Below are 20,080 nucleotides of genomic sequence, written 5' to 3'. Positions count from 1 at the left end.
AACTCTTTGCAAATTCCTTCGAAAGGAATTTGGGCCCGCCCCGCCGCCGCGTCTCAATCCCGGAAGTTGCGGCTGTCCTTGATCTGGTCCCAGGCCCAGACGACCTCCTGCAGGCGGTCCTCGTCCTCGCGCTTGCCACCATTCATGTCGGGGTGCAGATCCTTCACCAGGCTCTTGTACTGCTTGCGGATCTCGACCCGGGTCCAGGTGTCGCGGGCCTCGAGGATCTCGATCGCCTTGCGCTCGGTGGGCGGCAGCTTGCGGGTCGCGCCGGAGGGGTTGGCCTTGCCCGGGTTGCGGGTCGCGTTCTCGCCCAGGATCTCGTGCGGGTCCTCGACGCCCAGCCGGTGCCAGGCACGGGTTTCCTTGGCGTCGGCGAAGGGTTTCGTCGCGCGGCCCCAGACCCGGTCGTTGTCGAGCATCTGCTCGAACTCTTCCTCGGTCTGACCCGAGAAGAAGTTCCACTTGAGGTTATATTCGCGCACGTGGTCGCGGCAGAACCAGCGGTATTCGTCGAGGTGGTCGGGCGAGCGCGGCGCGCGGTATTGCCCGGCTTCGGTGCAGCCCGGATGTTCGCAGACCCGCGTCGACGTCTCGAAGGCGCCCGACATGCCGCGCTTTCCGCGGTTGCGGCGCTTCTTGTCCGACGAGACGCTTATGTCGAATTCGAAGGGGGAACCTTTGGTCATCTAGCTGCCTTTCCGACTCGGACGCATGAGTTTAGGGTTTTTCCCGACCAGTTGAAGGGGTTGACAGGCAGAAAGTGCCGATCCCCGGGGAGGAAGAATGAGCGTAACGCAAGAGATCGAGACCCGTCTGCGCGATGCCTTCGCACCGCGGGAATTGGAGGTGGTCGACGACAGCGCGCGCCACCGCGGCCATGCCGGATACCGTGAGGGCGGAGAGAGCCATTTCAACGTCACGATCCGTGCGCCCGCCTTCGAGGGGATGAGCCGGATCGCCCGTCACAGGGCGGTTCATTCCGCCCTTGGGCGCGACCTTGTCGGGCGAATCCACGCGCTGGCCCTGACCATCGAGGCCTGAGCGTCGAAGTCTGACTATCGGTGTCTGCGCCGGGGGCGTGTCAGTCGGCGGGTGACTCGCCGCGGGCCGGGCCTACGGCGGGGGCCTTGCCGCCCTCGTCCTCGCGCGAGGAGACAAGGCGCGGCCCCTCGGCGCGCGGTGTCTCGGTGCGGTTCGGTTCGGTTCTGTGCGGCTCGGTGCGGGAGGCCTCTGGGCGAGGGGCCGAGATCACGCTCGGCATCCGGTTGCCGGCGGGGATGTCGGGCGCCTGGGTGTCGTCCATCGGGTCGAAGCTGGGGGCTGCGCGACCCTCGTCCTCGATCACCCGGCGGAACACCAGCATGTTCTGGAAGGTCGTGGTGCGCCCGGTCAGGCCCGAGCGTTCCTCGCAGGGCAGGGTTTCGGCGCGCAGGTAATCCCAGCCGTCACGCCCCATGCGGTTCATGAGCGAGGCCAGCGCATGGGCGAAGCGGTCCTCGGTCTGCTTGGCCCCGCGCGCCTTTTCGCCGCGCCGCGGGGCGGGCACCACCTTGTATTCGTAGCGGGTCGTCACGCGGGTCATGGGTAAGGGCCTCCGGGTCGCAGAATGGCGCCACCTTAAACGTTTTGCCCACCCGAGGCCAAGGCACCATCGGCCGGGCCTGCCTTCGGTGGCGGCCTGTCCGGCGGGAACGCGCCGCCGGGCAGGAGGTTCCCCTGTCTTTCCCACCTCCGGTTCCGCGTCAGCCCCCGGCCGTGGCCCGTATCGCGCGCAGCGACGGGGCAGGACAGGGGTGGGGCAAGTCAGGGGCGGGGCAAGTCAGGGGCGGCGCAAGGGCCGTGGGCGCCGGCAGCAATTCACCATCGGCCGATCAGAAGTCGCCGTTCGCGCCCTTCTTCATGATGTCGAGGATGACCTCGCGCACGTGAAGCGCCTCTTTCTTCAGATCCGGCGGCAGCGGTTTGCCGCCCCAGATCATCATGTCCATGTTCAGGGAATAGAGCCAGAGCTGCCCCGACTTGTCCTCGACCAGCGCGATGCGGCAGGGCAGGTAGGCACTGTAGGCCTCGGAATAATCGACCATCTTCGCCGCGGTCAGCGGGTTGCAGTAGAGGTAGATCTTGAGCTTGCGCCAGGGCTTGCCCTGCATCGCCGAGACCTGGTCTCCAAGCGGCAGGTTGCCCACGTCCTTGATGTTGTCTGCAAGAGCGGCGGACTGGATCGACTGGTCGACATCATCGAAGCTCAGCCCCGCCTTGACCTTGGCCTTCCACACCGTCGCCTCCGCCGCGTTGCCGGTGGCGGCCAGTGTCTTGGCCATGTTCCAGTAGACGCCCGGCGCCTTCGGGTCGAGGTCGCGGAAACTCCACGCGACCCAAAGCACAGCGACGAGCGCGACAACGCCGATGATCGCCATCAGGTTTCTCAGAAACGTCATGAAGGCCCTCCCTGTCCTCATGGCTGCATGCGCCACGGCCTAGGGGGCACCCGGCCGCGACCTTTTGTCAACCCGTGATATTCGAATGCGTCTATCCAATGGCGGCCGCCCCCGTGAAGCGGGGGAGGCGTCGTGCGGGCGCGGTGACGGGGGCTCAGAGCCCCAGTTTCTGCGCCACCAGTTCGGTCACGACCTTGGGGTTGGCCTTGCCGCCGGTGGCCTTGAGGACCTGCCCGGTGAACCAGCCCGCAAGTTTCGGATTGGCCTTGGCCTTTTCCACCTGCGCCGGGTTCGCGGCGATCACCTCGTCCACCGCCGCCTCGATCGCGCCGGTGTCGGTGACCTGCTTCATCCCGCGGTCCTCGACGATCTTCGCGGGATCGCCGCCCTCGGTATAGACGATCTCGAACAGGTCCTTGGCGATCTTGCCCGAGATGTCGCCCTTCTGGATCAGGTCGACGATGCCGCCCAGCTGCGCGGCCGAGACCGGGCTGTCGGTGATCTCGTGGCCTTCCTTCTTCAGCCGGCCGAACAGCTCGTTGATGACCCAGTTCGCGGCCATCTTGCCGTCGCGCCCTTCGGCCACCTTCTCGAAGAAACGCGCGGAATCGAGTTCCGCGGTCAGCACCGAGGCGTCGTAATCGGTCAGGCCGAAATCGGCCATGAAGCGGGCCTTCTTGGCGTCCGGCAGCTCCGGCATCGCGGCTGCGATGTCGTCGACCCAACCCTGTTCGATCTCCAGCGGCAGGAGGTCGGGGCAGGGGAAGTAACGGTAGTCGTGCGCCTCTTCCTTCGACCGCATCGACCGCGTCTCGCCCTTGTCGGGATCGTAGAGGCGGGTTTCCTGGTCGATCTTGCCGCCGTCTTCCAGGATCGCGATCTGGCGCCGGGCCTCGTAGTCGATGGCCTGCTGGATGAACCGCATGGAGTTCATGTTCTTGATCTCGCAACGCGTGCCGAGATGGCCGAAATCCTGGGTTTCCTGGTACTTCTCATAGGCACCCGGCAGGCAGACCGAGACGTTGACGTCGGCGCGCAGGTTGCCGTTCTGCATGTTGCCGTCGCAGGTGCCGAGGTAGCGCAGGATCTGGCGCAGCTTGCCGACATAGGCGGCGGCCTCTTCCGGGCCGCGGATGTCGGGGCGCGAGACGATTTCCATCAGCGCGACGCCGGTGCGGTTGAAATCGACGAAGGACATGGTGGGATCCATGTCGTGGATCGACTTGCCCGCGTCCTGTTCGAGGTGGATCCGCTCGATCCGGACCAGCCGCGCGACGCCCGGGCCCATCTCGACCAGCACCTCGCCCTCGCCCACGATCGGGTGGTAGAGCTGGCTGATCTGGTAGCCCTGCGGCAGGTCGGGGTAGAAGTAGTTCTTGCGGTCGAAGGCCGAGGTCAGGTTGATCGCGGCCTTGAGGCCGAGGCCGGTGCGGACCGCCTGCTCGACGCAGAAATCGTTGATCACGGGCAGCATACCGGGCATCGCCGCGTCGACGAAGGAGACGTTGGAATTCGGCTCCGCCCCGAAGGCGGTCGAGGCGCCGGAGAACAGCTTGGCGTTCGACGAGACCTGGGCGTGGATCTCCATCCCGATCACCAGCTCCCAGTCGTGCTTGGCGCCGGTGATGCGTTTCGGCTTGGGCGTGTCGAAGGTCAGGTCGAGCATGGCGGCATCCTTTGCGTCTTGCCCGGGTGTTCTAGGCGCAACTTCGCAAGGGAGCAAGCGGGTGGAGGGGGAGAGAGGGGGGCGCTGCCCCCCTCGCCGCGATGCGGCTCACCCCCCGGGATATTTTCGAGCAGAAAGTGGGGGGCGGGGATCCGAGAGCCGGAGGCGGGGTCAGGCGATCTTGTAGCTTTCCCAGCCGATCTCGCCGCCCCAGCGCCAGGCGGCGAGCATCGGGCGGGTGTCGGTGCGCGAGGCATGCGGGGCGAAGGACGGGTGGAAGATCACCGCGCCGGGGCCGTGGAGCGTGTGCGCGGCGTGGTCGAGGCTCCAGCCACCCTCGCCTGCGAGCACGAGGTAGGTTTCCTCGGCGGCATGGGTGCGGACGGGATAGTCGACGCCGGCTCCTTGCCAGAACAGGCCGATGCGGGCGCGGGTGTCGTGGATCAGCCCCTCGGGGCCCACTAGTTCGGCAGTCAGCATGCGGCGGGCGACCGCCTCGGGGATCTTTCCGTCGTCGAGACCTGCGTGGTACCAGGGGATCAGCGGACCCGCCGCATGGATCGCCGCCGCGAGCGGATGGGCGCCGGGGGCGAGGCCGTCCACGGGGGGCATCGTGCGGTCGGTCAGGATCGGCTGGTCGGTGAGGCGCCCCAAGGCCTCGCCGAGGACGAGGGCGGCCTCGGTGCCGCCGTCGCGGCCCTCGTTGGCATAGAGAAACTGCAGCCCGAGGAGCAGCAGGGCCAGTGCGTCTTGCGGTGTCATCGCGGCCTCTCCCCGATGCGGTGTCGGGGCGAGGATGACACCGGGTGAGTCGCGCGTCGTCGCGATGAGCGACCTGGGGAATGTCGAAAACCGGAGGCCCGAACGCGACACACGTGTCGCGCACGGAAGGCCGGATTGCGACCCGTGGGTCGCGTTCGGGACAGCCGGGCCAGGACAGCCGGGCCGGGACAGCCCGGGCGGGCCGGGCCGGGCCGGACGGGTAGGGGGGGCGGGGCCTAACGGCCGCCGGAGACGTCGAGGGTGGTGCCGGTGACGTAGGAGGCCCCGTCGGACATCAGCCACAGGATCGCCGCCGCGATTTCCTGCGCGCTGCCCACGCGCTGCATCGGCACGTTGGAGGCGAGGCGCCGGGCGCGGTCGGCATCGCCGCCCTTGGCGTGGATCGCCGTCTCGATCAGGCCGGGGCGGACGGCGGCGACGCGGACGCCCTCGGCCGCCACCTCGTCGGCAAGGCCCTTGGTCAGCGCGTCGATCGCGGCCTTGGAGGCGGCATAGTCCACGAACTGGTTGGCCGCCCCCAGCCGTGCCGCGACCGAGGAGACGTTGACGATCACCCCGCCCGCGCCGCCGTGGCGCGTCGACATCCGGCGCACGGCGAGACCGGCGAGGCGCATCGGGGAGATGCTGTTGACCTGGAACATCCGGGCGAGGCGGGCGTAGTCCATCTCGTCGACACGGGCGGCGACGTCGACGATGCCGGCATTGTTGACCAGCGCGTCCAGCCTGTCGAACTCTGCATCGAAGGCGGCCATCAGGGCTTCCGGCCCGTCCGGTGCCGCCATGTCTGCCTGCAGGACGGCGGCCCGGGCGCCGGCGGCGCGGCAGGCCTCGGCGGTGGCGTCGGCGCCCGCTCGGTCACGGCCGTAGGCGACGGCAACATCGTATCCGGCGGAGGCGGCGGCGAGGGCGGTGGCGGCGCCGATGCCGGCGCTGGCCCCGGTGACGAGGGCGACCTTACGCATCGTCAGCCCCCCGCATCCGCGCGACCATCTCGCCGAGGTCGCGGCTCAGGCCCGGGGTGGCGGCGATCCGCGCCAGTTCCTCCCGGATCAGTCCCTGGCGGTCGGCATCGTAACGCGCCCAGCTGTCGAAGGCCGTCGAGAGCCGCGCCGCGGTCTGCGGGTTCAGCGGGTCGACCTTGATCAGCCAGTCGGCAAGGAAGCGGTAGCCCGCGCCCGAGGCATGGTGGAACCCCGCCGCGTTCGCGGCGACGGCGCCCAGCACGCTGCGCAGGCGGTTGGGGTTTTTCCAGTCGAAATCTGCGCGTTCGGTCAGGGCGGTTGCGGTGGCGGCGCAGGCTTCGGGCGCGGCCATGATCACCTGCAGGGTGAACCACTTGTCCATCACCAGCGGGTCGTCCTTCCAGCGCGCCTCGAAGGCCGCAAGCTCGGCCTCGCCGCGGCCGATGTCGAGAAGCGCGGTGAGGGCCTGAAGGCTGTCGGTCATGTTGTCGGCGGCGGCGAATTGCGCCGTGGCCGCCGTGCCGCCGTCGGTGCGGGTGAGATAGGCCAGCGCCGCACCGCGCAGCGCCCGCTTGCCCGCGGGGGCGGCCTCGGGCGTGTAGGGGCCGGCGACCGCCATCGCGGCGTAGGTCGCGGGCAGGTCGGCCCCCAGATGGGCAGCGATCGCATCCTTCAGCGCCTCGCGCACGCGGTGGATCTGCGCGGGATCGGGCACGTGGCCGGTCGCGTGAAGCGTCTGGGCCATGTCGTCCTCGGAGGGAAGCCGCAGCGCCAGCGCGCGGAACGCGGGGTCGAGGCTGTCGTCGCGAAGGATCGCCTTGATCCCGTCAAGGTATCCCGGCGCGGGGGCGGCACCTTCGGTCACCATCCGCGCAAGAACCTCCTTGGCGAGGCTGCGGCCGGATTCCCAGCGGTTGAACGGGTCGGTGTCATGAGCGAGGAGGAAGGCGCGCTCCTCGGCCGTGGTGGCGCGTTCCAGGACCACCGGCGCGGAAAAGCCGCGCAGGATCGACGGCACGGGCCGTGCCGACAGCCCCTCGAAGGCAAAGCTCTGCCGGGCCTCGGTCATCTCCAGCACCCGGGTCGGCACCACTTCGTCGCCGTTCGGGTTCAGCAGGCCCACGGCGATGGGGATCACCCGGGGGGGCTTCTCCGGCTGGCCGGGCGTCGGCGCGGTTTCCTGCTCGAACGTAAGGGTATAGACGCCGTCGTTGAAGTCTTCCTCGACGCGAAGATGCGGTGTGCCGGCATCGGTGTACCAGCGCTTGAACTGGGCGAGGTCGCGGCCCGTGGCGTCCTCGAATACCTTCAGCCAGGCCTCGATCGTCGTGGCCTCGCCGTCGTGACGCTCGAAATACAGATCCAGCGCGCGGCGATAGCCGTCATCTCCCACGAGACGCTTGAGCATGCCGATCACCTCGGCGCCCTTCTCATAGACGGTGGCGGTGTAGAAGTTGTTGATTTCCTGGTAGGAGCTGGGCCGCACCGGGTGTGAAAGCGGCCCCGCATCCTCGCGGAACTGGCGCGCGCGGAGCGTCAGCACGTCCTCGATCCGCTTGACCGCGTGGCTGCGCATGTCGCCCGAGAAGGACTGGTCGCGGAACACTGTCAGCCCTTCCTTCAGGCAGAGCTGGAACCAGTCGCGGCAGGTGATGCGGTTGCCGGTCCAGTTGTGGAAATACTCATGCGCGATGATCGCCTCGATCCGGGCGAAATCGTCGTCGGTCGCCGTCTCGGGCGAGGCCAGAACGTATTTGGAGTTGAAAATGTTCAACCCCTTGTTCTCCATCGCGCCCATATTGAAGTCATCGACTGCGACGATGTTGAAAATGTCCAAGTCGTATTCGCGGCCATAGGTGTCCTCGTCCCACGTCATGGAGCGTTTCAGCGCCCCCATCGCGTAGGCGCAGCGATCCTCGTCGCCCTTGCGGACCCAGATGTTCAGCTCCACCGTGCGGCCCGACCGGGTGCGGAAGAAATCCTGGTGCGCCACGAGGTCGCCCGCCACCAGCGCGAACAGATAGGCGGGCTTGGGCCAGGGGTCCTCCCATTCGGCCCAGCCGGGGCCCGCGTTCACCGGGTCCCCGTTCGACAGGAGCACCGGCAGATCGCTCTCGATCGTCACCCGGAAGGGGGCCATCACGTCGGGCCGGTCGGGGTAGAAGGTGATCTTGCGAAAGCCTTCCGCCTCGCACTGGGTGCAGTACATGCCCTTCGACATGTACAGCCCCTCGAGCGCGGTGTTCGAGGCGGGCGCGATCTCGACCTCGGCCTCGAAGAGGAAGGCGCCGCGGGGCAGGGCGTCCGCCGGCAGGGTCAGCCCGGTCGCGTCCGGCGCGGCGTCGATCGCCACCCCGTCGACCACCGCCGAGATCAGGCGCAGATCCTCGCCGTCGAGGCGCAGGTCGGCCTGACCCGCCACGGCATCGGCGCGGGCGGGATTCGGCACGAAGCGGATCGCCGACCGCACCCGGGTCGCCCCGGGGTCGAGGGTGAAGTGCAGCGCGACCTCTTCGACAAGATGGCTGGGCGGCATGTAATCGGCCAGACGGACCGTTTGCGGGGCGGCATCCTTCATCGCACTCTCCTTGGCTCCTGTGCCATGTGTAGGCCAAGGAGCGGCGGGCGCAAGGTGGGGCGGCTCAGGCCCGGGCGGGGCCCTGCGCGTCGAGGCCCCGCGCGTAGTCGACAAGCTGATCGACCACCGTGCCCCACCCATCGTGAAAGCCCATGGCGCGGTGTTTCTCGGCGGTTTCGGCGGTGCGGTGGCGGGCGATCGCGGTATAGGCGGTGCCGCCCCCGGGCGCGTCCGACAGCAGGAGAAGCGCGGTCATGAACGGGTCGGGCGCGGGCTTCCATCCCTCGCTGTAGGCATCGGTGAAGACCAGCTTCTCGCCGGAGATCAGTTCGAGGTAGACGCCCTCGTTCTGCATCTCGCGGCCCTCGACCTCGAAGGTGGTGTCGAACCGGCCGCCGACCCGCAGGTCGATCTCGCACCGGGTCACCCTGTGGGGCTTCGGCACGAAGAAGTTCACCAGGTGCCCGGGCGTCGTCCAGCACTCCCACACGAGGGCGCGGGGCACCGGGATCGTGCGGGTCAGGTGCAGGTCGGTCTCGGGGTCGAGGGTCTTGATCAGCGCGGGTTCCATGGCCGGTCTCCTCCTTGCCATCGGGAATGGAGGCGGTCGAAAGACGGCGCCCCGGTGCGGGATCAGCTGCGCGACAGCGCCGCGGTCATCACGCCCATTCCGATCAGCGCGCCGCCGCCGGTGCGGTTCATCGCGCGCAGCACGCCGGGCCGCCGGATCCGGCTGCGCAGCCGGTCGGCAAGCAGCGCGTAGATCAGCGCGTTCGCGGCGGCGAGGCCCACGAAGGTTGCGATCAGCTCGGCGAATTGCGGGGCGAGGGGCGCGCCGGGGCTCAGGAACTGCGGCACGAAGGCGATGAAGAAGGCGATCGACTTGGGGTTCAGCGCCGTCACGGTGGCGGCATGGGCAAAGACCCTGCGGGCCTCCTTCGGCGTCGCCTCGGGGATCTCGAGGCCGCGCGGCGCGCTGCGCAGCAGCTTGACGCCCAGCCAGACCAGATAGAGGGCGCCGATCCACTTGAGCGCGGTGAACAGTTCGGCCGAGGCCATCACCAGCGCGCCGAGACCGAGGAGCGAGGCGCTCATCGCGACGAAATCCCCAAGCGCGACGCCAAGTGCCATCGCGAGGGCGACCCGCCGGCCCTGACTCAGCGCGTAGGAGATCACCAGCAGGATGGTCGGCCCGGGGATCATCAGAAGGACGGTCGCGGCGGCGACGAAGGCAAGCCAGAGGTGGAACGTCATGGGGGGCTCCTCCCGTTGCGGGAGATATGGCCTCCTCCCGTTTCGGGGGGAAGCCAGCCATGCCGCGGGCGCGCCTGTCAAGCGCGACGGCGGGGTCGGGGCTCCGGGCCGGGGCCGCCGCCTCAGCGCCGCGGCTGCACCCCATCGCCCTCCAGGCGGGGGTCGGCGTCCCCGCGGCAGGGAAGGTGTTCGATCACCTGCACGACATCGTCGAGCGTGATCCGGGGGTAATGCGCCTGCATTCCTGCCAGCATTATCCGCGGCGGCCAGACGTCGGCACGGCCGACAAGATCGGCTGCGGCGCGCAGCGGAACGTCGGTCACCCGGATCACTTCCACCACCGCGCGCCGGCCGGTGCCTTCGCAGACATAGGTCATCGGTCCCGTCACGATCCGCGGCTCGCGCCAGCGGATCGTCACGGTCTTGTCGCCCGACAGGACCGCGGGAAAGAGCCGCGCGGTGACCGGCACTTCCTGCATCAGAAGAACGCCTGAAGCCCCGTCTGCGCCCGGCCCAGGATCAGCGCGTGCACGTCGTGGGTGCCCTCGTAGGTGTTCACCGTCTCGAGGTTGACCATGTGGCGGATCACCTGGAATTCCTCGGAAATCCCGTTGCCGCCGTGCATGTCGCGGGCCATCCGGGCGATATCCAGCGCCTTGCCGCAATTGTTGCGCTTGATGATCGAGATCATCTCGGGCGCGGCTTCGGCTTGATCCATCAGCCGGCCCACCTGAAGCGCGCCCTGCAGGCCCAGCGTGATCTCGGTCATCATGTCGGCCAGCTTCTTCTGGAACAGCTGGGTCTGCGCCAGCGGCTTGTTGAACTGCTTGCGGTCAAGGCCATACTGACGCGCCGCGTGCCAGCAGAACTCCGCCGCGCCCATGGCGCCCCAGGCGATGCCGTAACGCGCCCGGTTGAGGCAGCCGAACGGCCCCTTCAGCCCCTCGACGAAGGGCAGCAGGGCATCCTCGCCCACCTCGACGTCCTGCATCACGATCTCGCCGGTGATCGAGGCGCGCAGGCTGATCTTGCCGCCGATCTTGGGCGCCGAAAGCCCTTTCATGCCCTTGTCCAGCACGAAGCCGCGGATCTTGCCGCCATGGGCCTCGGACTTGGCCCAGACCACGAAGACATCGGCGATCGGCGCGTTCGAGATCCACATCTTGGAGCCGTTCAGCACATATCCGCCGTCGGTCTTCTTCGCGACCGTCTTCATCCCCGCCGGGTCCGACCCGGCGTCGGGCTCGGTCAGGCCGAAGCAGCCGATCCATTCGCCCGAGGCAAGCTTGGGCAGATATTTCTGCCGCTGCGCCTCGGTCCCGTAGGCGTAGATCGGGTACATCACCAGTGAGGATTGCACCGACATCATCGACCGGTAACCCGAATCCACCCGCTCGATCTCGCGCGCCACCAGACCATAGGCCACGTAGCCCGCGCCGATCCCGCCGTATTCCTCGGGGATGGTCACGCCCAGAAGGCCCATCTCGCCCATCTCGGCAAAGATCGCGGGGTCGGTCGCCTCGTTGCGGAAGGCCTCGATCACCCGCGGCTGGAGCTTTTCCTGCGCGTAAGAACGGGCGGCGTCGCGCATCATGCGCTCATCCTCGGTAAGCTGCGCGTCGAGGCGCAGCGCATCCTCCCAGTCGAAGCGCCCGAGGTCGGGGGCGTCCTTGGCCTTCAGCTTGGGGCGGGCCTGTTCGGGGGTGTCGGTGACGGCGGTGTCCATGTCGATCTCCTCTCGAGTCTGGGGCGGAGTCTTGCACGGTCGGCGCCCGGGGTCTAACGAAACCCTGTCTTGGGGTCATGAGGAAAACTCATATGTCCATCGCCCGCCGCTACCTGCCTTCGATCGCCGCGTTGACCGCGCTGGAGGCCGTCGCGCGCCTTGGAACGGCCTCTGCGGCGGCGCAGGAGCTGTCTTTGACGCAGGGCGCGGTCAGCCGACAGATCCGTGCGTTGGAAGAACAGCTTGGCGTCACGCTCATGATCCGCGAGCGGCAGCGGCTGGTGCCCACGGCGGCGGCGGCGGATTACGTGGCCGAGGTGAGAAAGGCGCTGGGTCTTTTGTCGAGCGCGGCCCTGACGCTGAAGACGAACCCACGGGGCGGCAACCTGAACCTCGCCATCCTGCCGGCCTTCGGGATGCACTGGCTGGCGCCGCGGCTGGCGGATTTCGCGGCCCGGCATCCGGAGGTGAACGTCAACCTCTCGACCCGGCTCCGCCCGTTCGACTTTGCCGGAACCTCGTTCGATGCGGCGATCCACTACGGGCGGCGCGACTGGCCGGGGGTGCGCTATCTCAAGCTGATGGACGAGGAGATCCTTGCGGTCGCGGCGCCGTCGCTTCTGCCGCGTCCGCTGGCCGCGCCGGAGGAGGTGCTGACCCAGCCGCTTCTGCAACTGGAAAGCCGGACGGGCGACTGGGGGCGTTGGCTTGCGCATCACGGACGCACCGGGTTTCGGCCGGGGGGGATGCTGTTCGACCATTTCGCCACCATGACGCAGGCGGCGATTCACGGGCTGGGGCTGGCGTTGCTGCCGCAGTTCCTGATCGGGCGCGACCTGGCGGAGGGGCGGCTGGTGCCGGCCCATGGCGGGCCGGTCCGGGCGCTTGGCTCCTATTACCTGGTCTGGCCCGAGGAGCGGCCCTTGCGGGGGCCGCTCGCCAGTTTTCGCGACTGGGCCGAGGGGCAGGCCGATCCGGGCGCGGAATAGGTGTGGGGCAGGCCCATTCAGCCCATGAAGCTCTTGATCGACAGCGCATTTCCCAGGTGATGCAGGTTATCGCGCAGCGCCTCGCGCGTCACCGATCCGCCAAGGCAGACCCGCAGCGCCTCGACCGGCGTGCCGGTCACGGTGAAGGCGTCGGAGGGCATCAGGCCGAGCCTGCGCCCGGCAAACCGTGCCACGATGTCGGCCCGTCCCACCCCCTCGGGGAGGGTGAGCCACAGGTTGAAGGCGTTCGGCGCGCTGGCGAAGGTGCAGCCCTCCAGCGCCTCGGCGGCCAGCGCCTGGCGCGCGGCCGTCTCGGACCGGATGAAGCGGCGGATGCCGTCGGCGGTGCCGTCCTCGATCCACTGGGTCGTCAGTGCCATCGACAGCGGTGAGGGCATGACCGACAGCGCCCGGATCGCCTGCGCCAGCCTGAACGCGCATTTCGCCGAAGGCGCGACGGTGAAGGCCAGCCGCAACCCCGCGCCGATGCATTTGGCCAGGCCGCCGATATGCCAGGTTAGGTCCGGCACCGAGACCGCGATCGGCGCGGGCGCGCGCTTGGGGATGAAGCCGTAGGCGTCATCCTCGATCAGCGTCAGCTCGTGTTCGCGCAGGATCTCGGCCAGTTCCAGCCGCCGTGCCTCGGGCACGGTCAGCGTGGTCGGGTTCTGCAGCGTGGGGTTGAGGTAGAGCGCCTTGGGCCGGTGCTCGGCGATGGCCCGGTCGAGCGCCTCGGGCGTGACGCCGCTCGCGTCCATCTCCAACCCCACCAGATCCACCCCGAAGCGGCCGGCGATGTTGCGCAGGCCCGGATAGGTGATCGCCTCGCACAGGATCCGGTCGCCGGGGCGGGTGATGATGCTGAGGATCGCGGCCATGGTGGCATGGGCGCCCGGGGTCACCGCGATCCGCTCCATCATCGGGATCATGCCGCGCAGGCTCAGCCAGCTTGACGCCGCCTCGCGGTCGCGCTCCGTCCCGATCGGCGACTGGTAGCGCATCAGGTCGATCAGGTTGGCCGAGACATAGCCCAGCCCTTCCTGCATGCGCGACAAGAGCTCGGGGTCGTCCGGCTCCGGCGGCATGTTCATCGACAGGTCCTCGGCCGCGGCGCGGGCCGGGTCGGGGGCCTGGTTGCGGGCGGCGGCCGAGACGAAGGTGCCGCGGCCCACGTGGCTTGCGATCAGCCCGCGGCTCTGAGCCTCGGCATAGGCGCGCGAGACGGTGGTGAAGTCGATCCCCAGCGCCGCCGCCAGCCGCCGCTGCGGTGGCAGCCGGTCGCCGGCGCCCAGCCGCCCCTCGCGGATGTCGCGCCCGATCGCGTCGGCGATCGCCAGATACCGGGGCGCGCCCTCGGCCAGGTCTGCGGGTGTCCAGTCCATCTTGTGCCCCTCTTGCCTGCCTCGTTCATAGCAGGTGATTCCCGGAATTGAAGGGGTATTGTATGGATATTTGCGCGATCATCGGCAGGGCGAAAGCGGTAGCCTTGAGGGATTATCCTCATATCGCATGGATTCCCGGCGATTTCTGAATCTGATGCCCGATCAAAATGCAACATTGTGGGTATATGTTGCATTAATTGTATGTAGATTGAATTGCTTATTGATCGGATCATTCGTCCCGACTCACCCTGACCTCACACAGCTTCAAGGACAGCGACCAGGAGGGCGAGATGCCGCAGGTTACCACGGAAATGCACAAGGACGGGGATTTCTTCGTCAACTACGAGGAAAAGGTCTTCGAGGACGTGAAGGCCGAGGCCGGCGAGAAGGCGCTGGTCACCTTTCACACCGTCGCCTTCGAGGGCTCGATCGGACTGGTCAACATCCTCAACGCCATCCGCCTGAACCGGAAAGGCTACGAGACCTCGATCCTGCTCTATGGTCCGGGCGTGACGCTGGGCATCCAGCGCGGTTTCCCGACGCTGGGGGACGAGGCCTTCCCGGGACACCAGAACTTTGCCGTGAACCTCAAGAAGTTCATGGGTGAGGGCGGCAAGGTCTATGCCTGCCGCTTCGCGTTGCAGGCGCTCTATGGCCATGGCGAGCCGTCGCTGCTGCCCGGGATCACGCCGATCGCGCCGCAGGACGTGCTTGACTGCATCCTGCTGCACAAGCGCGACAACGCGGTGATCCTCGACACCTGGACGGTCTGACCCCGGGGCCGGGCCGCGCGCTCCTTGCGGCCCGATGCCCTTTCATGCCCACCACCGAAAGGCAGAGCCATGAGAACCGATGTCATTCGCGCGGCGGCGGTGCAGATCGCGCCGGATCTGTCAGGCCGCGCCGGCACCATCGCGCGCGTACTGAACGCCATCGCCGAGGCCGCTGACAAGGGCGCCCGGTTCGTCGTCTTCCCCGAGACCTTCGTCCCCTACTATCCCTATTTCTCTTTCGTCCTGCCGCCGGTGCAGCAGGGCGCGCCACATCTCGAACTGATGAAGGAAGCCGTCGTCGTGCCGTCGCCCGAGACGCAGGCGGTGGCCGAGGCTGCGCGCAAGCGGGGCGTCGTGGTGGTGCTGGGCGTGAACGAGCGCGATCACGGATCGCTCTACAACACGCAGCTGATCTTCGACGCGGACGGCACGCTGGCGCTGAAGCGCCGCAAGATCACGCCGACCTATCATGAGCGGATGGTCTGGGGGCAGGGCGACGGTGCGGGCCTCAAGGTGGTTGAGACGCAGGTGGGCCGCGTCGGCGCGCTGGCCTGCTGGGAACATTACAACCCGCTGGCCCGCTACGCGCTGATGACCCAGCACGAGGAGATCCACGCGGGCCACTACCCCGGTTCGCTGGTGGGCGACATCTTCCGCGACCAGATCGAGGTGACGATGCGCCATCACGCGCTGGAATCCGGCTGTTTCGTTGTCAACGCGACCGGCTGGCTGACCGAGGAGCAGATCGCGCAGATCCACCCCGACCCGGCGCTGCAGAAGGCCATGCGCTCGGGCTGCATGACCTGCATCATCAGCCCCGAGGGCCGTCATCTGGCAGAGCCGCTGACCGCGGGCGAAGGCATGGTGATCGCCGATCTCGACATGCGGCTGATCGCCAAGCGCAAGCGGATGATGGACAGCGTGGGCCATTACGCGCGGCCCGAGCTTCTCAGCCTTTTGCACGACACCCGGCCCGCCGAGGCGCGGCATGCGATCGCCCCAGCGCCCGGGCTACCAGCCCAGCCGTCCCCCGTCCCCCTGCCGAAAACGGAGACTGCCGATGTCTAACCTCTCCCCCTCGGACCTGATCAACGAATTGCAGACCCATGGCATGCGCCTTGTCGATCCGAAGGCGGGTCAGGAAAGCCGCCGCGGCGGCGCCGGCCCTTCGGACCACAAGGCGGTGACAATCGGCGACGTGACGGTGATGATCCCGGTCCATACCGCGCCCAGCTTCGACAGCCCCTACCTTGTCGAGGCGCCCGATCAACTGGGCACCGCGCGGGTCCTGCGCGACGGTGACGAGGTGGCCCGGGTGCGCTTTCCATCGCGGGCGAGGTTCTACGATCTCAGCACCGCCGACGGCATCCCTTACAGCCACATCGCCACGCTGCATTCGCGCGACGTGCTGGCGACCACCGTGCTGCAAACCTGCATCCGGTATGAGAGCCGCAAGAAGACCTGCCAGTTCTGTTCCATCGGCCAGTCGCTGGCCGCGGGCCGCACCATTGCGCACAAGACGCCGGAACAGCTGGCCGAGGTGGCGAAAGCGGCGGTGGAGCTGGATGGCGTCACTCACATGGTCCTGACCACCGGCACGCCTGCGGGCAAGGACCGCGGCGCGCAGGTGCTCTGCGACAGTGCCCGCGCGATCAAGGCCGCAGTGGACCTGCCGCTTCAGGGCCAGTGTGAGCCGCCCGAGGATGACGCCTGGCACCAGCGGATGTTCGATGCGGGCATCGACGCGCTGGGGATGCACCTCGAGGCGGTCACGCCCGAGGTCCGCGCCCGGATCATGCCCGGCAAGGCCAGCGTGCCCCTGGAGAAATACTTCTCCAGCTTCGAGGCGGCGGTGAAGGTCTTTGGCCGGGGTCAGGTCTCCACCTACATCCTCGCAGGTCTGGGCGACAGCGCCGAGGCCGTGCTGGAGATGGGCGAGAAACTCTGCGCGATGGGGGTCTATCCCTTCGTCGTGCCCTTCGTCCCGATCTCGGGCACGCCCTTGGAAAGCCACCCGGCGCCCGACGCCCGGTTCATGGCCTCGATCCTGCGTCCTCTTGGCGCGATGATCTCAGCCTCCGGCATGCGCTCGGGCGACATCAAGGCGGGCTGCGGCAAGTGCGGGGCCTGTTCGGCGCTTTCCACCTACGAAAAGCTGGGCGCGCCCGCGGTGCCGGAGCTGCGGCCATGATCGAGCTTGAACCGCGCCAGTTCCACTGCCCCGGCTACTACATCCGCGCGGCCTCCAAACCCTTCGAGGCCAGGGGCGCCGCCGCCCTGCGCACCCGGGTCTTCGTTGAGGAACAGGGGATCTTTCGCGACCATGACCGCGACGAGATCGACCTGATCGCCACCCACCTCGTCGCGCTCTCGACCTATGCGCACGAGGCCGACCAGATCGTCGGCACCGTGCGCATCCACGAGGAGGCGCCGGGTCTGTGGTGGGGTTCCCGCCTGGCGGTCGACCGCGATTTCCGTGCCGTGGGCTTGCTGGGGTCCGGCCTGATCCGGCTGGCCGTCAGCACCGCGAACGCCCGGGGCTGCCGGCGTTTCCTTGCCCATGTGCAGATTCAGAACGAGACGCTCTTTCACCGGCTGCACTGGCGCACGCTGGATCATGTCGCGCTGCACGGCGTGGCGCATGCGAAGATGGAGGCCGATCTGACCGCCTATCCGCCCTGCGCCGACCCGGTGGCGGGCTGGTATCACCGCAGCCCCGACAAGCGGCGGATACCGGGATGATGGCCGTGCTGTCCTCTTCGTGCGAAGCGCTGGCGCAGGAGTTGCGCAACCATCCCTCGATCCGCTCGAAACTGGCGATCGGCATGGCCGGCGCGGGGCTGGGGCTGAACGCCGGAAGCTATGGCCAGCCCGGTGACGACGCGGCGGTGCTGCCGGGCTCGGGGGGCTACGATCTGCTGGCGGGTGAAGGGTTCATTCCGCGCTTCGTGGCCGACGACCCGTGGTTCGCGGGCTGGTGCGCGGTGATGGTGAACCTCTCGGACATCGCCGCGATGGGCGGCCGCGCCCGCGCTGTCCTCGACCAGATCTGGGCCCCCGACGCCGAAACCGCCGCACCGGTCCTCGCCGGGATGCGTGCCGCGTCCGAGGCCTACGGCGTGCCGCTGGTCGGAGGGCACACCAATTTCGCGGCCCCGGAGCTGGGCCTTGCCGCCAGTGTGCTGGGCCGGGCGACCGCGCTCATCAGCAGCTTTGCCGCGCGCCCGGGCGACATACTGATCGCCGCCATCGACCACCGCGGCGCGTATCGTAACTTCGACAACTTCTTCGCCGCCGGCGACGCCCCGCCCGACCGCCTTCAGGGCGACCTCGCCCTCTTGCCCGCTCTGGCCGAGGCAGGCCTCGTGCGCGCCGGCAAGGATATCAGCCAGGGTGGCATCGCGGGCACGGCGCTGATGCTCGCCGAATGCTCCGGCGTGGGGATCGAGATCGACCTTGCGGCCCTTACGCCGCCGCCCAACGTTCCGCGGCCCCGCTGGCTGCGCAGCTTTCCCAGCTACGGCTTCCTGTTGTCGCTGGAACCGGCCGCGGTGGACGCGGTCTGCGCAAAGTTCACCGGCCGCGGGATCGACGTGGCCGCCATCGGCCGGGTCACCCCCGGCAGCACGGTGACCTTGCGCGACGACACGGGTGCGGCCGTCTTCTGGGATCACGCCCTCACCCCCTATCTCAACCTCGGAGGCCCCGATGCCTGAAACCTTCTGGACCGTCCGCTGGCCCGATGGCGCGGAAGAGCGGCTCTATTCCCCCTCGACCATCATCGCGACCGCCTTCACCCCGGGCGAGACCTATTCCGTCGCAGACTTCCTTGACCGCTCACGCACGGCGCTGAACACCGCGTCCGAGCGGGTGCAGCGGAAATACGGCTATCACTGCAGCTCCGCGATGGATCAGCTCGCCCGGATCGAGGACCGGCTGAGCGCCTTCGAGGCCAATCCCGAGGCGCGGATCACCTGCGTGAAGATCACCCAATGAGGAGCGTCACGATGAAGGACACCCATATTCCCCACATCCCTGTGGCGATCGTCGGCGGTGGGCAGGCCGGTCTATCGGTCGCCTACACGCTGGGGCGGAAGGGCATCGCCTCGATCATCTTCGAGCGGCACGAGAAATTCCATTCCTGGCGCGTGAATCGCTGGGACAGCTTCTGCCTCGTCACGCCGAACTGGCAGTGCCGGCTGCCGGATTTCCATTATGACAGGGAATACGGCGGCACCGATCCCGACGGCTACATGCTGAAGGACGAGATCACCGATTACCTCGACGCCTTCGCCGAGAAGACCGCCCCTGACCTGCGCGAACATGTCGAGGTGACGCGCGTGGCCCCGCGCCGGGAGGGCGGCTTCACGGTGGAGACCAGCATCGGCACATGGACCGCCGATCAGGTGGTGATCGCGACCGGCGGCTACGACACGCCGATCGAACCTGCCTATGCGAAGAACCTCGATCCGGGCATCTTCCAGATGCATTCGGTCGACTACCGCAATGTCGCCCCCTTTCCCGACGGCGGGGTGCTGATCGTCGGCACCGGACAATCCGGCGTGCAGCTGATGGAGGATTTCACCCGCGCGGGCCGTGACGTGCACCTTGCCGTCGGCCCCGCGCCGCGCAGTCCCCGCAAGTACCGAGGGCGCGATGCGACCGACTGGCTCTACGATGCGGGCCATTATGCGATCACCATCGCCGAGCATCCCGACCCGGTGAAGGCGTTGACCCAGACCAATCACTACATGTCGGGCCGAGACGGCGGGAAGGAGATCGACCTGCGCCGCTTTCACCTCGACCAGGGGGTACAGCTTTACGGTTCGCTCGCCGACATGGACGGCACCACGGTTCGCTTCCTGCCCGACCTGCGCAAGAACCTCGACGATGCCGACCGCTCCTATATCGGCATCCGCACCCAGATCGACGCCTATATCGAACGCGAGGGGATCGCGGTGCAGGTCGAACCGCCCTATGAGCCGTGCTGGGAGCCCGAGACCGAGATCACCGAGATCGACCTGGCCGAGCGCGGGATCACCTCAATCCTCTGGGCGATCGGCTTCCGCCCCGATTACAGCTGGATCGAGGCCGACGTGTTCGACGAACGCGGCAAGCCGGTCCACGACCGCGGTGTGACGGCGCACCTGGGGCTCCACTTCCTCGGGCTCGGCTGGCTGAACACCTGGGGATCGGGCCGTTTTCTCGGGATCGAGGAGGACAGCCGCCACCTTGCCGATCAGATCGCGGCGCAGTTGGACGCGCCCGTGGCCGCGCCGCTCGCGCGTTGACAGGCGGCAACATTTGCGGGCCATACGGTTGTGAGCCGTCGTCCGGACCGCCGTGCGGGCACGTGAAGGAGGGGATCACCAAGGGGGAGAATGGTGGGCGACCCTGGAATCGAACCAGGCATGGGTCTCCCCGGCGGAGTTACAGTCCGCTGCCGCACCTTGCAGCACGTCGCCCGACGCGAGGGGGTGGATAGCCTCCCGCCCCGGGGGCGTCAACAGGAAATTCCGGCACTTC

21 protein-coding genes and 1 tRNA gene are annotated in these 20,080 nt (G+C 68.1%); 9 read left to right on the top strand and 13 right to left on the bottom strand.

Annotated features, from left to right (window positions below; translation table 11 throughout):
- Nucleotides 1-53: 53 nt before the first annotated feature.
- Nucleotides 54-689: a J domain-containing protein gene (locus CVV76_RS19925; protein WP_102226446.1), complete on the bottom strand. Its 636-nt coding sequence runs from the start codon at nt 687-689 to the stop codon at nt 54-56.
- A gap of 97 nt (nt 690-786) precedes the next feature.
- On the opposite strand from CVV76_RS19925, the gene CVV76_RS19920 reads away from it, so the two are divergent.
- Nucleotides 787-1,044 (top strand): BolA family protein, encoded by a 258-nt coding sequence (locus tag CVV76_RS19920; RefSeq protein ID WP_102226445.1) that lies wholly within the window; start codon nt 787-789, stop codon nt 1,042-1,044.
- A gap of 40 nt (nt 1,045-1,084) precedes the next feature.
- Here the strand turns inward: CVV76_RS19920 and CVV76_RS25495 are convergent, their stop codons facing one another.
- From CVV76_RS25495 to CVV76_RS19870, 10 genes are all read right to left on the bottom strand, one after another.
- The gene (locus tag CVV76_RS25495; protein ID WP_233193035.1) at nt 1,085-1,585 is read right to left on the bottom strand and encodes a DUF4177 domain-containing protein; all 501 of its coding nucleotides are present in this window, start codon (nt 1,583-1,585) and stop codon (nt 1,085-1,087) included.
- A 289-nt stretch (nt 1,586-1,874) separates the two neighbouring features.
- The gene (locus CVV76_RS19910) at nt 1,875-2,441 is read right to left on the bottom strand and encodes a DUF302 domain-containing protein (protein ID WP_102226444.1); all 567 of its coding nucleotides are present in this window, start codon (nt 2,439-2,441) and stop codon (nt 1,875-1,877) included.
- Nucleotides 2,442-2,595: 154 nt separating this feature from the next.
- The gene (gene gatB / locus CVV76_RS19905; protein ID WP_102226443.1) at nt 2,596-4,107 is read right to left on the bottom strand and encodes an Asp-tRNA(Asn)/Glu-tRNA(Gln) amidotransferase subunit GatB; all 1,512 of its coding nucleotides are present in this window, start codon (nt 4,105-4,107) and stop codon (nt 2,596-2,598) included.
- A gap of 171 nt (nt 4,108-4,278) precedes the next feature.
- Nucleotides 4,279-4,869, bottom strand: a complete 591-nt coding sequence (locus tag CVV76_RS19900; RefSeq protein ID WP_102226442.1) for a dimethylsulfonioproprionate lyase family protein — start codon at nt 4,867-4,869, stop codon at nt 4,279-4,281.
- Between the two features lie 236 nt (nt 4,870-5,105).
- The gene (locus tag CVV76_RS19895) at nt 5,106-5,852 is read right to left on the bottom strand and encodes an SDR family oxidoreductase (protein ID WP_102226441.1); all 747 of its coding nucleotides are present in this window, start codon (nt 5,850-5,852) and stop codon (nt 5,106-5,108) included.
- Entirely contained in the window at nt 5,845-8,430 is a 2,586-nt protein-coding gene (gene pepN / locus CVV76_RS19890) for an aminopeptidase N (protein WP_102226440.1), read from the bottom strand. The genes CVV76_RS19895 and pepN overlap by 8 nt, the downstream gene beginning before the upstream one ends.
- Nucleotides 8,431-8,494: 64 nt before the next feature.
- A complete protein-coding gene (locus tag CVV76_RS19885) occupies nt 8,495-9,001 on the bottom strand; it encodes an SRPBCC family protein (protein WP_102226439.1) in 507 nt (168 codons plus the stop codon).
- Nucleotides 9,002-9,063: 62 nt separating this feature from the next.
- Complete coding sequence (locus CVV76_RS19880) at nt 9,064-9,684, bottom strand: LysE family translocator (RefSeq protein ID WP_102226438.1); 621 nt, start codon at nt 9,682-9,684, stop codon at nt 9,064-9,066.
- 122 nt (nt 9,685-9,806) lie between these two features.
- Nucleotides 9,807-10,163 carry an ASCH domain-containing protein gene (locus CVV76_RS19875; RefSeq protein WP_102226437.1) on the bottom strand — a complete coding sequence of 119 codons (357 nt, stop codon included), beginning with the start codon at nt 10,161-10,163 and terminating at the stop codon, nt 9,807-9,809.
- Nucleotides 10,163-11,410, bottom strand: a complete 1,248-nt coding sequence (locus tag CVV76_RS19870) for an acyl-CoA dehydrogenase (RefSeq protein ID WP_102226436.1) — start codon at nt 11,408-11,410, stop codon at nt 10,163-10,165. Before CVV76_RS19870 ends, CVV76_RS19875 begins: the two co-directional genes overlap by 1 nt.
- A 92-nt stretch (nt 11,411-11,502) precedes the next feature.
- On the opposite strand from CVV76_RS19870, the gene CVV76_RS19865 reads away from it, so the two are divergent.
- Nucleotides 11,503-12,399, top strand: coding sequence for a LysR family transcriptional regulator (locus CVV76_RS19865; RefSeq protein ID WP_102226435.1), 897 nt, complete (start codon nt 11,503-11,505; stop codon nt 12,397-12,399).
- Nucleotides 12,400-12,416: 17 nt separating this feature from the next.
- Here CVV76_RS19865 and CVV76_RS19860 read toward each other — a convergent pair whose 3' ends face one another.
- A complete protein-coding gene (locus CVV76_RS19860) occupies nt 12,417-13,781 on the bottom strand; it encodes an aminotransferase-like domain-containing protein (RefSeq protein WP_102226434.1) in 1,365 nt (454 codons plus the stop codon).
- 290 nt (nt 13,782-14,071) lie between these two features.
- Between CVV76_RS19860 and CVV76_RS19855 the strand changes: the two genes are divergently transcribed.
- From CVV76_RS19855 to CVV76_RS19825, 7 genes are all read left to right on the top strand, one after another.
- Complete coding sequence (locus CVV76_RS19855; protein WP_102226433.1) at nt 14,072-14,554, top strand: MSMEG_0572/Sll0783 family nitrogen starvation response protein; 483 nt, start codon at nt 14,072-14,074, stop codon at nt 14,552-14,554.
- 69 nt (nt 14,555-14,623) lie between these two features.
- Nucleotides 14,624-15,622, top strand: coding sequence for a Nit6803 family nitrilase (locus CVV76_RS19850; protein WP_233193034.1), 999 nt, complete (start codon nt 14,624-14,626; stop codon nt 15,620-15,622).
- Nucleotides 15,615-16,745, top strand: a complete 1,131-nt coding sequence (locus CVV76_RS19845) for an MSMEG_0568 family radical SAM protein (protein ID WP_102226432.1) — start codon at nt 15,615-15,617, stop codon at nt 16,743-16,745. Before CVV76_RS19850 ends, CVV76_RS19845 begins: the two co-directional genes overlap by 8 nt.
- Nucleotides 16,742-17,296, top strand: coding sequence for an MSMEG_0567/Sll0786 family nitrogen starvation N-acetyltransferase (locus CVV76_RS19840; RefSeq protein WP_102226431.1), 555 nt, complete (start codon nt 16,742-16,744; stop codon nt 17,294-17,296). Before CVV76_RS19845 ends, CVV76_RS19840 begins: the two co-directional genes overlap by 4 nt.
- On the top strand, nt 17,293-18,270 hold the full coding sequence (locus CVV76_RS19835) for a sll0787 family AIR synthase-like protein (RefSeq protein WP_233193033.1): 978 nt from the start codon (nt 17,293-17,295) through the stop codon (nt 18,268-18,270). Before CVV76_RS19840 ends, CVV76_RS19835 begins: the two co-directional genes overlap by 4 nt.
- Nucleotides 18,263-18,550: an MSMEG_0570 family nitrogen starvation response protein gene (locus CVV76_RS19830; protein WP_102226430.1), complete on the top strand. Its 288-nt coding sequence runs from the start codon at nt 18,263-18,265 to the stop codon at nt 18,548-18,550. The genes CVV76_RS19835 and CVV76_RS19830 overlap by 8 nt, the downstream gene beginning before the upstream one ends.
- 11 nt (nt 18,551-18,561) lie before the next feature.
- Nucleotides 18,562-19,845, top strand: a complete 1,284-nt coding sequence (locus CVV76_RS19825; protein ID WP_102226429.1) for an MSMEG_0569 family flavin-dependent oxidoreductase — start codon at nt 18,562-18,564, stop codon at nt 19,843-19,845.
- A gap of 91 nt (nt 19,846-19,936) precedes the next feature.
- On the opposite strand, the gene CVV76_RS19820 is transcribed toward CVV76_RS19825, so the two are convergent.
- Nucleotides 19,937-20,020, bottom strand: a tRNA-Tyr gene (locus CVV76_RS19820).
- Between the last annotated feature and the right edge of the window lie 60 nt (nt 20,021-20,080).

The sequence above is a fragment of the Acidimangrovimonas sediminis genome (assembly GCF_002871005.1).
Taxonomy (GTDB): Bacteria; Pseudomonadota; Alphaproteobacteria; order Rhodobacterales; family Rhodobacteraceae; genus Acidimangrovimonas; species Acidimangrovimonas sediminis.
This window is presented reverse-complemented; position numbering and strand designations above follow the sequence as displayed.

Bases quoted from the DNA above. Each gene is read 5' to 3' on its own strand.
- CVV76_RS19850 (WP_233193034.1), top strand. From the start codon at position 14,624: ATGAGAACCGATGTCATTCGCGCGGCGGCGGTGCAGATCGCGCCGGAT.
- CVV76_RS19920 (WP_102226445.1), top strand. From the start codon at position 787: ATGAGCGTAACGCAAGAGATCGAGACCCGTCTGCGCGATGCCTTCGCA.
- CVV76_RS19880 (WP_102226438.1), bottom strand. From the start codon at position 9,684: ATGACGTTCCACCTCTGGCTTGCCTTCGTCGCCGCCGCGACCGTCCTT.
- pepN (WP_102226440.1), bottom strand. From the start codon at position 8,430: ATGAAGGATGCCGCCCCGCAAACGGTCCGTCTGGCCGATTACATGCCG.
- CVV76_RS19840 (WP_102226431.1), top strand. From the start codon at position 16,742: ATGATCGAGCTTGAACCGCGCCAGTTCCACTGCCCCGGCTACTACATC.
- CVV76_RS19925 (WP_102226446.1), bottom strand. From the start codon at position 689: ATGACCAAAGGTTCCCCCTTCGAATTCGACATAAGCGTCTCGTCGGAC.
- CVV76_RS19835 (WP_233193033.1), top strand. From the start codon at position 17,293: ATGATGGCCGTGCTGTCCTCTTCGTGCGAAGCGCTGGCGCAGGAGTTG.
- CVV76_RS19855 (WP_102226433.1), top strand. From the start codon at position 14,072: ATGCCGCAGGTTACCACGGAAATGCACAAGGACGGGGATTTCTTCGTC.
- CVV76_RS19845 (WP_102226432.1), top strand. From the start codon at position 15,615: ATGTCTAACCTCTCCCCCTCGGACCTGATCAACGAATTGCAGACCCAT.
- CVV76_RS19825 (WP_102226429.1), top strand. From the start codon at position 18,562: ATGAAGGACACCCATATTCCCCACATCCCTGTGGCGATCGTCGGCGGT.
- CVV76_RS19830 (WP_102226430.1), top strand. From the start codon at position 18,263: ATGCCTGAAACCTTCTGGACCGTCCGCTGGCCCGATGGCGCGGAAGAG.
- CVV76_RS19865 (WP_102226435.1), top strand. From the start codon at position 11,503: ATGTCCATCGCCCGCCGCTACCTGCCTTCGATCGCCGCGTTGACCGCG.
- CVV76_RS19885 (WP_102226439.1), bottom strand. From the start codon at position 9,001: ATGGAACCCGCGCTGATCAAGACCCTCGACCCCGAGACCGACCTGCAC.
- CVV76_RS19875 (WP_102226437.1), bottom strand. From the start codon at position 10,163: ATGCAGGAAGTGCCGGTCACCGCGCGGCTCTTTCCCGCGGTCCTGTCG.
- gatB (WP_102226443.1), bottom strand. From the start codon at position 4,107: ATGCTCGACCTGACCTTCGACACGCCCAAGCCGAAACGCATCACCGGC.
- CVV76_RS19860 (WP_102226434.1), bottom strand. From the start codon at position 13,781: ATGGACTGGACACCCGCAGACCTGGCCGAGGGCGCGCCCCGGTATCTG.
- CVV76_RS19900 (WP_102226442.1), bottom strand. From the start codon at position 4,869: ATGACACCGCAAGACGCACTGGCCCTGCTGCTCCTCGGGCTGCAGTTT.
- CVV76_RS25495 (WP_233193035.1), bottom strand. From the start codon at position 1,585: ATGACCCGCGTGACGACCCGCTACGAATACAAGGTGGTGCCCGCCCCG.
- CVV76_RS19895 (WP_102226441.1), bottom strand. From the start codon at position 5,852: ATGCGTAAGGTCGCCCTCGTCACCGGGGCCAGCGCCGGCATCGGCGCC.
- CVV76_RS19870 (WP_102226436.1), bottom strand. From the start codon at position 11,410: ATGGACACCGCCGTCACCGACACCCCCGAACAGGCCCGCCCCAAGCTG.
- CVV76_RS19910 (WP_102226444.1), bottom strand. From the start codon at position 2,441: ATGACGTTTCTGAGAAACCTGATGGCGATCATCGGCGTTGTCGCGCTC.